Origin of the sequence: Streptococcus didelphis DSM 15616 (assembly GCF_000380005.1) — a bacterium.
GTDB lineage: Bacteria > Bacillota > Bacilli > Lactobacillales > Streptococcaceae > Streptococcus > Streptococcus didelphis.
Map to the genome: position 1 here is coordinate 377,716 of NZ_KB904188.1, position 14,151 is coordinate 391,866.

The 14,151-nt window shown below is 34.5% G+C and carries 15 protein-coding genes; all 15 read left to right on the forward strand.

Annotated elements, in window-relative coordinates; genetic code table 11:
* Nucleotides 1-9: 9 nt before the first annotated feature.
* Nucleotides 10-1,233 carry an ABC transporter permease gene (locus A3GU_RS0101940; protein ID WP_018365854.1) on the forward strand — a complete coding sequence of 408 codons (1,224 nt, stop codon included), beginning with the start codon at nucleotides 10-12 and terminating at the stop codon, nucleotides 1,231-1,233.
* Nucleotides 1,226-1,837, forward strand: a complete 612-nt coding sequence (locus A3GU_RS0101945) for a TVP38/TMEM64 family protein (RefSeq protein WP_018365855.1) — start codon at nucleotides 1,226-1,228, stop codon at nucleotides 1,835-1,837. The genes A3GU_RS0101940 and A3GU_RS0101945 overlap by 8 nt, the downstream gene beginning before the upstream one ends.
* Nucleotides 1,838-2,008: 171 nt before the next feature.
* On the forward strand, nucleotides 2,009-2,281 hold the full coding sequence (rpsP, locus tag A3GU_RS0101950; protein ID WP_018365856.1) for a 30S ribosomal protein S16: 273 nt from the start codon (nucleotides 2,009-2,011) through the stop codon (nucleotides 2,279-2,281).
* A 9-nt stretch (nucleotides 2,282-2,290) separates the two neighbouring features.
* The gene (locus A3GU_RS0101955) at nucleotides 2,291-2,530 is read left to right on the forward strand and encodes a KH domain-containing protein (RefSeq protein ID WP_018365857.1); all 240 of its coding nucleotides are present in this window, start codon (nucleotides 2,291-2,293) and stop codon (nucleotides 2,528-2,530) included.
* Between the two features lie 164 nt (nucleotides 2,531-2,694).
* On the forward strand, nucleotides 2,695-4,191 hold the full coding sequence (locus tag A3GU_RS0101960) for an LPXTG cell wall anchor domain-containing protein (protein ID WP_018365858.1): 1,497 nt from the start codon (nucleotides 2,695-2,697) through the stop codon (nucleotides 4,189-4,191).
* A gap of 228 nt (nucleotides 4,192-4,419) precedes the next feature.
* Complete coding sequence (rimM, locus tag A3GU_RS0101965; protein WP_018365859.1) at nucleotides 4,420-4,938, forward strand: ribosome maturation factor RimM; 519 nt, start codon at nucleotides 4,420-4,422, stop codon at nucleotides 4,936-4,938.
* A complete protein-coding gene (gene trmD, locus A3GU_RS0101970; RefSeq protein ID WP_026216413.1) occupies nucleotides 4,928-5,668 on the forward strand; it encodes a tRNA (guanosine(37)-N1)-methyltransferase TrmD in 741 nt (246 codons plus the stop codon). The genes rimM and trmD overlap by 11 nt, the downstream gene beginning before the upstream one ends.
* A complete protein-coding gene (locus A3GU_RS0101975) occupies nucleotides 5,661-6,659 on the forward strand; it encodes an NAD(P)/FAD-dependent oxidoreductase (RefSeq protein WP_026216414.1) in 999 nt (332 codons plus the stop codon). Before trmD ends, A3GU_RS0101975 begins: the two co-directional genes overlap by 8 nt.
* Nucleotides 6,660-6,793: 134 nt before the next feature.
* On the forward strand, nucleotides 6,794-7,852 hold the full coding sequence (locus tag A3GU_RS0101980; protein WP_018365862.1) for a PTS sugar transporter subunit IIC: 1,059 nt from the start codon (nucleotides 6,794-6,796) through the stop codon (nucleotides 7,850-7,852).
* Nucleotides 7,853-7,865: 13 nt separating this feature from the next.
* Nucleotides 7,866-8,789, forward strand: coding sequence for a 2-dehydropantoate 2-reductase (locus tag A3GU_RS0101985; RefSeq protein WP_018365863.1), 924 nt, complete (start codon nucleotides 7,866-7,868; stop codon nucleotides 8,787-8,789).
* 173 nt (nucleotides 8,790-8,962) lie between these two features.
* Nucleotides 8,963-9,682, forward strand: a complete 720-nt coding sequence (locus A3GU_RS0101990; RefSeq protein ID WP_281167214.1) for a DeoR/GlpR family DNA-binding transcription regulator — start codon at nucleotides 8,963-8,965, stop codon at nucleotides 9,680-9,682.
* Nucleotides 9,679-10,590 (forward strand): 1-phosphofructokinase, encoded by a 912-nt coding sequence (gene pfkB / locus A3GU_RS0101995; protein WP_018365865.1) that lies wholly within the window; start codon nucleotides 9,679-9,681, stop codon nucleotides 10,588-10,590. The genes A3GU_RS0101990 and pfkB overlap by 4 nt, the downstream gene beginning before the upstream one ends.
* Nucleotides 10,587-12,554: a PTS fructose transporter subunit IIABC gene (locus A3GU_RS0102000; protein WP_018365866.1), complete on the forward strand. Its 1,968-nt coding sequence runs from the start codon at nucleotides 10,587-10,589 to the stop codon at nucleotides 12,552-12,554. Before pfkB ends, A3GU_RS0102000 begins: the two co-directional genes overlap by 4 nt.
* Before the next feature lie 93 nt (nucleotides 12,555-12,647).
* The gene (locus A3GU_RS0102005; RefSeq protein ID WP_018365867.1) at nucleotides 12,648-13,259 is read left to right on the forward strand and encodes a glucosaminidase domain-containing protein; all 612 of its coding nucleotides are present in this window, start codon (nucleotides 12,648-12,650) and stop codon (nucleotides 13,257-13,259) included.
* Nucleotides 13,260-13,397: 138 nt separating this feature from the next.
* Nucleotides 13,398-14,144, forward strand: a complete 747-nt coding sequence (locus A3GU_RS0102010; protein ID WP_018365868.1) for a glycoside hydrolase family 73 protein — start codon at nucleotides 13,398-13,400, stop codon at nucleotides 14,142-14,144.
* The last annotated feature ends 7 nt before the right edge of the window (nucleotides 14,145-14,151 follow it).

A 14,151-nucleotide genomic window follows, 5' to 3' on the forward strand; every position in this document is an offset into this window, starting at 1 on the left:
AGGAGTTTAATGGAAAATTGGAAATTCGCTCTCAGTTCAATTTGGGGGCATAAGTTAAGATCTTTACTAACCATGCTAGGGATTATAATTGGTGTTTCTGCAGTGGTAATCATTATGGGGCTTGGTAATGCCATGAAAAATAGTGTTACAGATGCCTTCTCAAATAAACAAAAAGAAGTCCAGCTGTACTATAAAGCTAAAAGTGATGAAGATGATCCCTATGCTAGTTTCAATATTGAAGAGAATAAGATGAACGTCAAGCATGAGTGGCTGGAACAAATTGTTAAGGATATAGATGGTATTGATTCTTATTATTTTACTAATTCTGCCACAGCAGCTATTTCTTATGGAAAGAAAAAGATAAAAGAAACTTATATAACAGGGGTAAGTCGTGATTACTTTAAAATCAAAAAATATAATATTGTAGCAGGTCGAACCTTAGCTGACAAGGATTATAGTAATTTTTCTCGTATTGTTTTATTAGATAATGCTGCATCAGATAAATTATTTGGTAAAGGAAACTATCAAGAAGCCTTGAATAAGGTTGTTAGTTTAAAGGATAAGGATTATCTAGTTGTTGGGGTTTATAAACCCGATCCTCAAGATATTTCAATTTCAGCCTTAAGCTCAGGTGGAGCAGTCATGGCTAATACACAGGTATCTTCAGAATTCAATGTTAATGAAGTAGGATCAATTTTTGTCCATGTTAAAGACATTAAAGAAAGTATTCCTTTAGGCAAGGAAGCCGCTAAAAAATTAACACAATTATCCCATGTAAAAGATGGAAAGTATACTATTCCTGATAATAGCCAAATAATAAAACAAATTGGTCAACAGTTCAGTATAATGACAACAGTAATAGGAGCAATTGCAGGTATTTCCTTATTGGTTGGTGGTATTGGTGTCATGAATATTATGCTAGTTTCTGTTACAGAAAGAACCCGTGAAATTGGTCTAAGAAAGGCCTTAGGGGCTACTAGAATTAAGATATTAACACAGTTTCTCATTGAATCTATTGTCTTAACTGTTTTAGGTGGTACAATTGGTCTTGTTTTCTCTTATTTAGTTGTTGGTGCTTTAGGGAATGCTATGCATCTAAAAGGAGCAGTAGTATCTTTAGATGTGGCTGTTATTGCTATCTTATTTTCTGCGACAATTGGTATTGTATTTGGTTTACTGCCTGCTAATAAAGCAAGTAAGCTTGATCCTATTGAGGCTTTGAGATATGAATAAGTTTGGGATAAGTCATTCTCAATTAAAAAAATTTTTTAGAGTAGTTGGTATTATTTCAATTATTCTTTCTATTGTTTTTGTCTTTTATCTGATTGGAAAGATAGATATTTTTAATAACCCTAAAGCTCTATCTCAGCTTATAAAAAATCATATGGTTTTGGGCTCTATCCTTTTCTTTATATTGCAGATTACCCAGGTGATTATTCCCATAATTCCTGGTGGAGTCACAACTGTTGTAGGATTTTTAACCTTTGGTCCCTTATTAGGCTTTCTATTAAATTTTGTAGGAATTATTATAGGATCAACAATTCTTTTCAGCTTAGTTAGAACCTTTGGCAGACCTTTTATTGAATTATTTATTAGTGATAATAAAATCAACATGTATGAAAAAAAGCTGTCTTCTAAAACATTTCAACATCTCTTTGTTTTGAACATGATTTCGCCAATGGCTCCGGCTGATATTATGATTATGATAACAGGATTGAGTCAGATGAGTTTTAAAAGGTTTTTGACAATTATTATGGTTTGCAGGCCTATTTCAATTATAACTTATAGTTATTTTTGGATTTATGGTGGAGAATTTGTAAAAAATATTCTTAGCTAAATAAACATTAAAAAGTTAGTTGACTTATCTTAACTAACTTTTTTTAATAGTGAAAACAAGATAGTGTCAAGAAAAAAACTTGACAGAAATAATTTAATCCTGTATACTAGTTTTATAAGAAATATGGAATTATATTTCTAGATATTATAAAAAGAAAAGAGACATTCAAAAATGGCAGTAAAAATTCGTTTAACTCGTATGGGATCTAAGAAAAAACCTTTCTACCGTATTAACGTTGCAGACTCACGTGCTCCGCGTGATGGTCGTTTCATCGAAACAGTTGGAACATACAACCCACTTGTAGCTGAAAATCAAGTAACACTTAAAGAAGACCGTATTCTTGATTGGATGTCTAAAGGTGCGCAACCATCTGATACAGTTCGTAATATTCTTTCAAAAGCTGGAATTATGACTAAATTCCATAACCAAAAGTTCTCAAAATAAGAAAAGCCTATGGATACCATTGAAAATCTTATTATCGCCATTGTGAAACCTTTGATTTCACAACCTGACAATCTTACCATTAAAATTGAAGATACTCCGGATTTCCTCGAGTATCATCTTGACTTGGATTCACAAGACATCGGTCGTGTTATCGGAAAAAAAGGTCGTACCATTACAGCGATAAGATCGATCGTTTACTCGGTTCCAACACAAGGAAAAAAAGTAAGACTGGTTATTGATGAAAAGTAATTTTTATCTAGACTGTAGAAACTAATTCAATTTCATTTTAATTGGATTAGTTTTTTTGACTATTTACTTGACTGGTTAAGTAAATAGTGCTAAGATATGTAGTTGACTAGAATAACTTTTTTATCTATATAGTTAACTGGTTAAGTAAAAAAATAGGAGTAAATATGGCTAAAAAAAGAAAAATAGTAAATGGTTTTCTCACTTTGCTTACTCTTGCAAGTTTAAATCTTGCAGTAGAATTAAGTAATCAAACTGTTCATGCTGATATCCTATCAGCTGAAAGTGGAATTCAGCCTTCACAGGCTACCTTTTCTTTCACGGCAACAGTGGTAGATAGTGAGGGAAAAATTTTAGCAGGTAAACCTGTTTCCTTATATGATATTACTGAGGGAAAACGTACTCTTTTACAAACGGTAACTTCTGATCAAAATGGACAAGCTCTCTTTAGTAATCTTCCAATCAATAGAAGTATTAGTGTAGCTGTTGATGGAGAAATGAAAGGTTATACTCTTAGGACCAGTGAAGCTAATACTAGCATGGCAGCAAGTTTTACGACCCAAGGGAAAGGAACAAAGAATCCAATTTTTAGTAAAGAAGCAATTGATATTCATGTTCTTGATCAAGATGGACAAGCACTGGCAGGTAAAACGGTCTCTTTGAAAGCTGACAATGGTAGATTAATTGAAACTATAAAGACAAATACGGATGGTTTAGCACATTTTAATTCAAATATTTTGGATGGCACCTTTTATGATTATTATGTTGATGGTATCAAATATGGACAAGCTACTCCAGGAGCTGATAGGAGTGTCTTTTTAGATGCTAATAGCCCATCAGATAATCCTCAAAACCCTAAAGTAAAACAAGGAACTTTTAGCTTCACAGCCTCAGCTATTGGAAAGAATGGTAAACTTATTTCTGGAAAATCAGTTGAACTTTATGATATTACTGATGGAACACGAAAAAAAGTAAGTTCAAAAGTAACAGATGATTCTGGAAAAGCTATCTTTACAGATTTACCATTAAGTAGAAATATTAGTGTTTTCATTGATGGACAGGCCCAAGGCTACACTGTAAGGACAAGTGAAAATGGAGACCAATTAAGTTCTGCCTTTTATTTTGATGAAGATGGTAGCCAGTTACCCAGCTATTCTACTAAACCATTGACAATTACTGTATTAGATGAAAATGGGGAACCTATTTCAAATCAATATGTCAGCTTGACTAATTCACTAAATCAAGAAATTGCTCAGCTTAAAACGGATAAATCAGGGAAGGCTATTTTCAAGGATAAGTTAATGGAAGGAACTTTTTATACCTTTAGTGTTAATGGTATTAAAATGTATGCCTTAACACCAGGAAGTGATGTTAGTGCTTATCTAAAAGCAGATCAAATAAGGAAAGAAAATGATCCAACAAATAAAACAAAAGAAGCAGATAAACAAGTACAGCTTGCAAGTTCTTTAGCTAAAAAAGAAAATGTCACTAAAAGCCCATCTCAGCCAGTAACTGGAGAAAAATCTATCAAAGAAGATAAGAAAAGCCCGTCACTTCCCAAGGCAGGCGATCAAGCTATTTCCATCTTAAGTACAGTTGGTGTAGTTATCATGGGGATAGCATCTTTATTTTTAATTATCCTAAAAAAAGATAAGCTATCTTAGTTGAGAGTTTATCTAAGTAAAACATCTTAATTTTTTAAGATGTTTTTTGCTAGACCTAGAGTTGTGACGTCATTTTAGAACTTTCAAAAGCCTATATTTATAATCTTTACGAGGATTCTTGTAAAAATCAGATGCAAAAAGACTAATAAGGTGTTAAAATAGATAGTGATTTCAAACTTTTAAGTTAGTAAAAGAGACGAAGAATTTAGCATAATTATAGGAGCAGTAATGAAATATTTTAATGTAGGAAAAATTGTTAACACTCAAGGTTTACAAGGAGAAATGCGGGTATTATCGGTTAGTGATTTTTCTGAAGAACGTTTTAAGAAAGGGTCAATTTTAGCCCTATTTGATGACAAAGATTCTTACCTTCAAGATGTAGAAATAGTAAAACATAGAAAACAAAAGAATTTTGATATCATTAAGCTAAAGAATTTTAACCATATTAATAATATTGAGAAATTTAAAGGCTTTACGCTCAAGGTCTCTGAGGAAAAATTAGCAGAGCTTGATGAAGATGAGTTTTATTATCATGAGATTATTGGTTTAGATGTCTATGAAAATAATCAACTTATTGGTCAAGTTACAGAGATTTTGCAGCCTGGTGCAAATGATGTCTGGGTGGTTAAACGTCAAGGAAAGCGAGATTTATTACTTCCTTTTATTCCACCAGTTGTCTTAAATGTTGATTTAGAAAATAGAAGGATTGAGGTTGATATAATGGAAGGCTTAGATGATGAAGATTGATATTTTAACACTCTTTCCAGAGATGTTTACTCCTTTATCATCATCTATTGTGGGTAAGGCTTGCGAAAAAGACTTATTAGAAATTAATTATCATAACTTTCGAGAAAATGCTGAAAAATCCCGTCATGTGGATGATGAGCCTTATGGTGGTGGTCAAGGAATGCTCTTAAGGGTCCAACCTATATTTGATACCATTGAAAAAATTGCTGCTAAAAATGCCAGGATCATTCTTTTAGATCCAGCTGGCAAAACTTTTACACAAGCTTATGCTGAAGAATTAGCCCTAGAAGAGGAGTTAATTTTTATTTGTGGACATTATGAAGGTTACGATGAGCGAATAAAAACCTTAGTAACAGATGAAATTTCTATTGGTGATTTTGTTTTAACAGGTGGAGAGTTGGCAGCCATGACCATGATAGATGCGACGGTTAGATTAATTCCTAATGTTATTGGAAAAGAGGCAAGTCATCAAGATGATTCTTTTTCTTCTGGTTTATTAGAATATCCACAATATACAAGACCCTATGATTTTAGAGGAATGACTGTACCCGGTGTCTTGATGAGTGGACATCATGAGAATATTCGGTTATGGAGAATTGAAGAGAGTCTGAAAAAGACTTATCTGCGCAGACCAGATTTATTGGAGAATTACCACTTTACTGATGAAGAAAGAAAGTTACTTACTAAAATAAAGAATCAGTATGTAAAGAAAGGCAATGAAAATGACTAGTACAGAAATTGATATTACAATCATTGGAGGCGGTCCAGTTGGTTTATTTGCAGCTTTTTATGCTGGCTTACGTGGTATGAAAGTAAAAATTATTGAGAGTCTGTCTGAACTAGGTGGACAACCAGCTATCCTTTATCCTGAAAAAGTAATCTATGACATCCCAGCCTATCCAGCCCTTAATGGTGCAGAGTTGACTGACAATCTCATCAAACAGATTAGTCGCTTTGATGATCGTATGACAATTTGTTTGAAAGAAGAAGTTGAGACTTTTGAAAAAGTGGATAATTTTTTTAAGATTAAAACAAATAAGACTATTCATGAGAGTAAAGCAATTATCATTGCATGTGGGAATGGCTCTTTTTCTCCTCGAATGTTGGGGCTTGAAGGAGAAGAAAATTTTGCTGATAATAACATTTTTTATAATGTTCATAGCTTAGATCAATTTAAGGATAAAAAAATTCTTATTTGTGGTGGTGGTGATTCAGCTGTTGACTGGGGACTTGCCCTTTATGGTATTGCAGAGAGTGTCTCAATTATCCATAGAAGAGATGCTTTTAGAGCACATGAACATAGTGTTGAACTGCTAAAAGCATCAGGAGTTAATATTCTAACGCCCTATATTCCTATTGAAATTAGAGGCGAAAATGGTAAGGCAGATCAACTAAAGATTCAAAAAGTTAAATCTGATGAAGAAATGATCTTAGATTTAGATGCTCTGATTGTCAGCTTTGGATTTTCAACTTCAAATAAGAATTTAAAAAATTGGAATCTGGATCATAAACGTTCAAGTCTTAATGTTAATAGTCTTTTCCAAACTAGCCAAGAAGGGGTTTATGCTATTGGAGATGCGGCTGAATATCCAGGAAAAGTAAAACTCATTGCAACAGGATTTGGAGAGGCTCCTACAGCTGTTAATCAAGCTATTAATTATATCTATCCTGATAGGGATAATAGAATCGTTCATTCAACCTCCTTAATCAATGATTTATAAAAAAATCTATGAAACTATAAAAAACAATCATAAGGAAACCTTAGATATTTTTCTGACAAGTTTCCGGGGCTGTGCTATAATATAGAATGTAAATGTGATTTTTTTCACACTATAAAATAAAGCGAGGTCCTAGGATGACTGACAGAGAAAAAGAAACTTTTGGCTCTTTTATTAATAAAGTGCTTGCAGGAACAGCAATTGCCATTGTTGTAGCCTTAATTCCCAATGCTATTTTAGCAACCTTTTTAAGGCCTTTACAAGTTTACACGATAGCCACTGAAATTTTACATATTGTTCAGGTGTTTCAGTATTTTACCCCTATTATGGCTGGATTCTTAATTGCTCAACAGTTTAAGTTTAATCCGATGCAGCAACTTGCGGTAGGTGGGGCAGCCTATATTGGTTCGGGCGCATGGTTATATACTGAAACTATGCAAAAAGGAGCAGTAGTGGGAAGTTTTCAGCTTAAAGGGATTGGTGACTTAATCAATATGATGATCACTGCTAGCCTTGCGGTACTTGCTGTTCAGTATTTAGGGGATAAATTTGGCTCCCTAACTATTATTTTGTTACCAATTGTTATTGGTACCGGGGTTGGCTATATTGGTTGGAAATTATTGCCCTATGTCTCTTATGTCACAACATTAATTGGCCAAATTATTAATTCTTTTACAAGTTTGCAACCTGTTTTGATGTCAATCTTGATTGCTATGGCCTTTGCTCTTTTAATTGTTAGTCCCATTTCCACTGTTGCCATTGGTTTAGCCATTGGTTTAAATGGAATGGCTGCTGGTGCAGCATCTATGGGGATTGCAGCGACAACGGCAGTTCTTGTTTGGGCAACCTTGAAGGTTAATAAATCAGGTGTTCCACTTGCTATTGCCTTGGGTGCAATGAAGATGATGATGCCAAATTTTTTAAAACATCCGATTATGGCAGTTCCTATGCTGATTACAGCTGCTATTAGTTCTTTGACAGTCCCACTCTTTAATCTAATAGGAACTCCAGTATCTTCTGGTTTTGGTTTAGTAGGTGCTGTTGGCCCCATTGCCTCTTTAGCAGGAGGAAGTAGTGTTGTTATCATTGTTCTTGCTTGGCTTCTGATTCCCTTTGGAATTGCATTTGTCTCGCATAAACTATGTAAGGATGTGTTAAAGCTTTACACAGATGCTATTTTTGTATTTGAAGGATAAAAGGAGAGATTATATGTTAGTATATATTGCTGGTTCAGGAGCTATGGGTTGTCGCTTTGGTTACCAAATTTCAAAGACTGATAATGAAGTTATTTTATTGGATAATTGGGATGCGCATATTCAAGCTATTAAAGCAGAAGGTTTAATAATTACTGGTGATGTAGAAGATAAGGTTAAGCTTCCTATTATGAAACCAAGTCAAGCTACCAAAGAAGCAGACCTCATCATTTTATTTACTAAAGCTATGCAATTGCCTCAAATGTTGAAAGATATTCAAGGAATAATTGGTCAAGAAACAAAGGTACTTTGTCTTTTAAATGGACTTGGGCATGAAGAAGTCATCCGTCAGTATATTGCTGAACATAATATTCTTATGGGTGTTACTGTATGGACAGCAGGCCTGAAAGGGCCAGGTCATGCGCATTTACAAGGGGTTGGCGCTTTAAATCTACAAAGTATAGATCCTGAAAATAAGGAAGCAGGTCACCAGGTTGTAGATATGCTTAATCAGGCAAAATTATTTGCAAGTTATGATGAAAATGTCCTTCCGAATATCTGGCGAAAGGCCTGTGTTAACGGAACCATGAATTCAACTTGTGCTTTATTGGATTGTACAATTGGAGAACTCTTTGCTAGCCAAGATGGTGTGAAAATGGTTGAAGAAATTATCCATGAATTTGTTACAGTTGGAAAAGCAGAAGGAGTTGAACTTAAGGAAGAAGAGATCACCAAGTATGTAATGGATACTTCTGTTAAAGCGGCTCATCATTACCCATCTATGCACCAGGATTTAGTCCAAAATCATCGCCTAACAGAAATTGATTATTTAAATGGAGCTGTTAATTCTAAAGGTCAAAAATTAGGCATCGATACTCCATACTGTCGCTTGATCACTCAATTAATCCATGCTAAAGAAAATATTTTAAACATTAAATAAGAGAAGAAGCTAGGCTGGACTGACCTCCAAAAGTTGAACCTAGCTTTTTATTATTCAAAAGAGTGAATGGAAATGAAAGAATTTGCTTGACTTTGACAAATGATGTAGTATAATTTATCTGTAACCGATTTCAGAAATGGGGTGTTTTTATTCTAAAATCAAAACGTAAACAAATCATTATGGATAAGATTAATCAGGATAAATATGTTGCCTTAGACGATTTAATGACTATCCTTTCATCATCTGAATCTACTGTAAGAAGAGACTTAGATGAACTAGAAAGTGAAGGGAAACTTCACAGAGTTCATGGGGGTGCGGAACTTTTTCCTTCTTTACAGGAAGAATTATCAAATCAAGAAAAATCTATCAAAAACAGTCAAGTGAAGATGGAAATTGCTAAAAAGGCCTGTGATTATATTTGTGATAATGATGTTATCTTTATTGATGCAGGAACTACGACAGAGTTTTTAATTGATAACCTAGGACAAAAACATATTACTGTGGCTACTAATTCTATTCACCATGCCTCAAAGCTTGTGGAAAGGAATATTAAAACCATTATTATTGGAGGTTTTGTTAAATACACCACGGATGCTAGTATTGGAAATGTTGCTTTAGAGCATATTCGAAAAATGAATTTTGATAAGGCCTTTTTGGGTATGAATGGTATTGATGAAAGCTATCTAACAACACCAGATATGGAAGAGGCTGTTATTAAGGAAGCTATTATTATGAATGCTAAAAAGTCATATGTCTTGGTTGATGCTTCTAAGATTGGGCATGTGTCCTTTGCTAAGGTAGCTCCCTTGGATAAGGTAGAGATTATTACCGAAAAAACTTCCTCAGCACTCATTAGGAAAATGAAAGAAAAAACAGAGGTGATTGAAGTATGATTTATACAGTTACTCTAAATCCATCTATCGATTTTATTGTCAGGATTGATCATTTAGAGACAGGGTCTGTTAATCGCATGACAAGCGATGACAAATTTGCAGGTGGAAAAGGAATCAATGTTAGTCGGATTCTCAAACGCTTATCTATAGATAGCACAGCTATTGGTTTTCTAGGTGGCTTTACGGGACAGTTCATCAAAGACAGTTTAGAAGCAGAAGCTATCGCAACAAATTTTGTTTCCGTTAAAGAGGACACACGTATCAATGTCAAAATTAAATCTGATCAGGAAACAGAAATTAATGGTAGTGGTCCAAAAATAGACAAAAGAGATCTTGATAGTTTGAAGGAGATTTTAGGATCTTTAACTCAAGAAGATACTGTTATTTTTGCAGGATCTGCCCCTGCTAATCTGGGGAATCGTGTTTATAGTGACTTAATTCCTCTAGTTAGAGAAAAAGGCGCTCAGCTAGTATGTGATTTTGAAGGACAAACCTTATTAGATTCTCTGGCATTTCAACCTTTACTGGTAAAGCCCAATAATCACGAACTTGAGGCTATCTTTAAGGTTAAATTAACCAGCTTAGAAGAAGTGGAAGCCTATGGTAGAAAAATTCTAGAGATGGGTGCACAAAATGTTATCATTTCAATGGCTGGAGACGGAGCATTATTGATTACTGAAGATGCTTCATATTTTGCTAAAGCTATTAAAGGAAATGTGAAGAATTCTGTTGGTGCTGGTGATTCAATGGTTGCTGGTTTCACAGGAAAGTTTGTCAGTACAAAAGATCCTCTTGAAGCTTTAAAATGGGGGGTTGCTTGTGGGACATCAACAGCATTTTCTGATGATTTAGCGACAATTGACTTTATCAAAGAAATATATCAAAAAGTAGAGGTAGAAAAAAGATGAAAATTCAAGATTTATTAAGAAAAGACTTAATGTTACTCGATTTGCAAGCTTCTTCCAAAGAAGCAGCAATAGATGAGATGGTTTCTCATTTAGTAGCTAAGAAAATTGTATCTGATTTTGATACTTTTAAATCAGGTATTATGATACGTGAGGCACAAACATCAACTGGTTTAGGTGATGGAATTGCTATGCCTCATAGTAAAAATATAGCAGTAATTCAGCCTGCTGTCTTATTTGCTAAATCCCATAAAGGGCTTGACTATCAGGCCTTAGACGGGGGGATGACAGATTTATTCTTTATGATTGCAGCCCCAGAAGGTGCTAACGACACCCACCTAGCAGCACTTGCTAAGCTATCTCAATATTTGCTAAAAGAGGGTTTTGTTGATCAATTAAGACAGGTTAAGTCTGAACAAGAAGTTATTGATTTATTTGATAAGTTTGAAGCAGAAGATAAAAAAACAAGTCAAACTAAAAAATTATCTTCGACTAATAAAGAGTTTATTGTGGCAGTAACTGCCTGTCCAACAGGAATTGCCCACACTTATATGGCAGAAGAAGCTTTGAAAAAACAAGCTGCCCAAATGGGAGTAGACATAAAAGTTGAAACAAATGGTGCTTCTGGAGTCGGAAATGCCCTGACTGAGCAAGATATAAGACAGGCTAAGGGAGTTATCGTTGCTGCTGATAAGGCTGTAGCTATGGATCGATTTGATGGAAAACCTCTTGTTTTAAGACCTGTGTCAGATGGTATTAAAAAGAGTGACGAACTGATTAGTCTTATTTTGAATAACCAAGCTAAGCCTTATATTGCTAAGAATAGTTCCCAACAAAAAACTGAGAATTTTGGGAATAAGGAAGGAGCTTCTTTAGGAAGCGGATTTTATAAGCATCTAATGGGTGGTGTTTCCCAGATGTTACCATTTGTTATTGGTGGTGGTATCATGATTGCACTCGCATTTCTACTGGATAATATGTTAGGAGTTCCTAAAGACCAGTTAGCTAATTTAGGATCTTATCATGAGATAGCTGCTATCTTTAAAAATATTGGTGGGGCGGCATTCTCCTTTATGTTACCAGTTTTAGCAGGTTATATTGCCTATTCTATAGCTGAAAAGCCAGGTCTTGTAGCTGGTTTTGTAGCTGGTGCTATTGCATCTAGTGGATTAGCCTTTGGTAAGATTCCTTTTGCTGCTGGAGGGGAATCTACATTAGCATTAGCAGGTGTTCCTTCAGGATTTTTAGGAGCTTTAGTTGGTGGTTTCCTTGCAGGTGGTGTGGTTCTAGTTTTACGTCGATTACTAGTAGGGCTTCCACGTTCGCTGGAAGGAATTAAGTCAATTCTTTTATATCCACTTTTAGGTGTTTTAATTACTGGTTTCTTAATGTTATTTATTAACATTCCAATGGCAGCTATTAATACTACTTTAAATAACTTCTTAGAAGGATTGTCAGGAAGTTCAGCAGTACTAATGGGCTTATTAGTTGGTGGAATGATGGCTGTTGATATGGGTGGACCTGTTAATAAAGCAGCTTATGTTTTTGGTACAGGAACTCTAGCTGCAAGTGTTGCTAATGGTGGTTCTGTAGTTATGGCAGCAGTCATGGCAGGTGGCATGGTGCCTCCTCTTGCAGTATTTGTAGCGACTCTATTGTTTAAAGATAAATTTACCCTTGAAGAACGTGAGTCTGGTTTAACAAACATTGTTATGGGACTATCCTTTATAACTGAAGGGGCCATACCCTTTGGTGCAGCAGACCCAGCCCGAGCAATTCCAAGTTTTATTGCAGGTTCAGCCTTAACAGGAGCACTTGTAGGATTTGCAGGAATTAAGTTACTGGCTCCTCATGGTGGTATATTTGTTATTGCTTTAACAAGTAATCCAATACTTTATCTTCTATTTGTAGCAGTAGGAGCTCTTGTTTCCGGAATTCTCTTTGGAGCTCTTCGTACAAAAGCATAATTTAACTTACTTTAAAATGAAACTGGAATCAGATATGATTTCAGTTTTTTGTTATACTTAATAAAAGAAGATAATGAATTAGGAAGGGAAATAATGAAGAAAAAGAATTACAAGAAAAAGTATAGAAGTAAAAAGAAAGGTTTAGACTTTTCTAGCTGGATTGTAATTTACTTGTTACTTGTTATTTCTTATAGCTTATTTAGTCTATCCAAAGAAAAGGAAGAACTAAAAATCTATTCAGGAACAGAAACTATGACTTTTATGAGTAAAGTTGCTAGCACTGCTAATCATGTAGCTAAAAAGAAAGACCTTTATACTTCAATCATGTTAGCCCAAGCCATCTTAGAATCAAATAATGGTAAATCAAAGCTAAGTCAAAAGCCTTATTATAACTTTTTTGGTATTAAAGGAGATTATAAAGGGAAGTCTGTTATCTTACCAACTCTAGAAGATGATGGTCAAGGAAACCTTTATCAAATAGATGCTAGATTTCGTTCCTATAATAAATTGTCTTATTCTTTTGAGGACTATGCTAGAGTTCTAGAGGATCCATTGTATCTTAAAACACATCAATCAAAAACCAAGAATTATGAAGAAGCTACTGCTACTTTAAGAGGCGTCTATGCAACTGATAGTGCTTATAATGATAAATTAAATCAGCTTATTAGTAGCTATCATCTCTATAATTTTGATTATAGTTTTTAGTTACACTTGAAGAATATTTCAGTTTTAATACAAAATAATACAAAAAAATTAAATAAAGAAGTTTTGTAGCGAAATACTAAAAAGCTGTGTTATAATATTATTCGATATTAAAAGTAGAAAATAAAAAGGAATATAGAAATGACCATGACGAAAGGTAAAAAAATAGCAATTGCTCTTATTTCACTAATAGCGATTGCAGTCACTTATTTTGTAGTTCAACCAACTCATAAGGAGACTGGTGTTTCAGCAGAGACTTTGACAGCAGGACCTACTCAGACTTTTATTAATGAAATTGCAGGCACAGCTAGTCAGATTGCTCAAGAAAGAGATCTTTATGCTTCTGTTATGATTGCCCAAGCTATTTTAGAATCAAGCAGTGGTCAGTCAGGCTTAAGTCAGGCTCCTTATCATAACTTTTTTGGTATAAAGGGTGCTTATGGTGGTTCTTCTGTTATGATGAAAACTTGGGAAGATGATGGACATGGTAATCCTTATGAAATTGATCAGCCCTTTAGAGCTTATCCAAGTATTGCCGATTCTTTATACGACTATGCTAATTTATTAAGTACTAATACCTATGCAGGTGTAAGAAAGTCAAATACGCTTTCTTACCAAGATGCAACAGCAGCTTTAACAGGTCTTTATGCCACTGATACTTCATATAATGTTAAATTAAATAATATTATTCAAACTTATGGCCTAACTGCATATGATGTTCAAAACACAGCTCCTCAAGCAACTGCACCAAGTCCTGTAGCAAATACAGCAGCTGAAACTAATGCCACAAGTTCAAATTATGTTTGGAATAAACATAGAAGAGCTTACACAGATGCTGCAACTTTGGCTCAAGATGATGCATGGTCACTTTGGGTAAAAGGTTATTAGGATTTAC